We start from the raw sequence: 914 nt of genomic DNA, 5'->3' as shown, positions 1-914 counted from the left end.
CGCGCGGAGCGGCTCGGCGAGACGCCACGGCGGGTCGCCCGCGACGACCCAGCCGTCCATGGCCGAGGTGTCGTGCGCAGGGATCGCCGCGTGCGCCTGCACGTCGAGGGCGAGGGTGCGTCCGAGCGCGCCGGGTGCGAGCTCGACGTGCTCGGCGGGCGTCCGCAGGGCGGATCCCACTCGATGGGCGGCCGCCCGCGCGGCATCCCAGGCCACGTGCCGCAGGTTCACCCGGCCTGGCTCGTCTCTGCGATCAGGGCGGTGACGACGGCCGACGCGCGGCGAACGGCCTCCTCGTCTCCGCCGGCGCGCCCGGCGGCGATGCCGACGAGCAGGGTGGTGAGCGGTGCCGCGGGGCGCATCACGGCATGGGCTGCGTCGCGGGCGACGTCGAGCGCGAGCTCGATGTCGACCGGATAGTCGGCGCCGAGGTCGAGCGCTTCGGCGACCCGTGCCGCCCATTGCTCGAGTGTCATGCTGTCGTCGGTCATGACCGTTCCTCCCGTCGACGTGCTGAGGGCACGCAATCAGCCTATGGCGTGCCGTTCCCGGGTGACGTTCCGAGTCGGATGCCGGCGCGCGCCGCGTCGTCGGGAGTGTCGACGTCGTCGGTGAGGCCGGGTGGCAGCGCCACATCGGCGAGGTCGAGCCCGGCGAGCAGCCGACGGAGCGAGAGGTTCTCGAGCCCGACGCCGGTGTACGCCGCGTCGACGGCAGCACGGAGGGCCGCCGCGCGGTAGACCGCGAGGAGCGGCTGCCGCACTCCCTCGGCGTCGACCGCGACGCATCCGTCGGGCCCGGTCGCGGCAGCGAGCAGGGGGCCGAGCGCTGCATCGGCGCGCGGCAGGTCGACGGCGAGCACCACCACGCGCTCAGGAGTCTCGGGCAGCGCCGCGAGCCCCGCTGCGAGCGCG

2 protein-coding genes and 1 pseudogene are annotated in these 914 nt (G+C 75.5%); all 3 read right to left on the bottom strand.

Annotation, left to right across the window (positions count from 1 at the left end; all coding sequences use genetic code 11):
• Positions 1-231, bottom strand: a pseudogene (locus ESP51_RS20420) (hypothetical protein); the annotation flags it as partial.
• A complete protein-coding gene (locus tag ESP51_RS20415) occupies positions 228-491 on the bottom strand; it encodes a DUF6457 domain-containing protein (RefSeq protein WP_129522684.1) in 264 nt (87 codons plus the stop codon). The gene ESP51_RS20415 and the pseudogene ESP51_RS20420, both read right to left, overlap by 4 nt.
• Before the next feature lie 41 nt (positions 492-532).
• On the bottom strand, positions 533-914 hold a 382-nt coding region (locus ESP51_RS20800), incomplete at its 5' end, for an NTP transferase domain-containing protein (RefSeq protein WP_338420358.1).

The organism is Agromyces albus, from assembly GCF_004134825.1.
Lineage (GTDB): Bacteria > Actinomycetota > Actinomycetes > Actinomycetales > Microbacteriaceae > Agromyces > Agromyces albus.
This window is presented reverse-complemented; position numbering and strand designations above follow the sequence as displayed.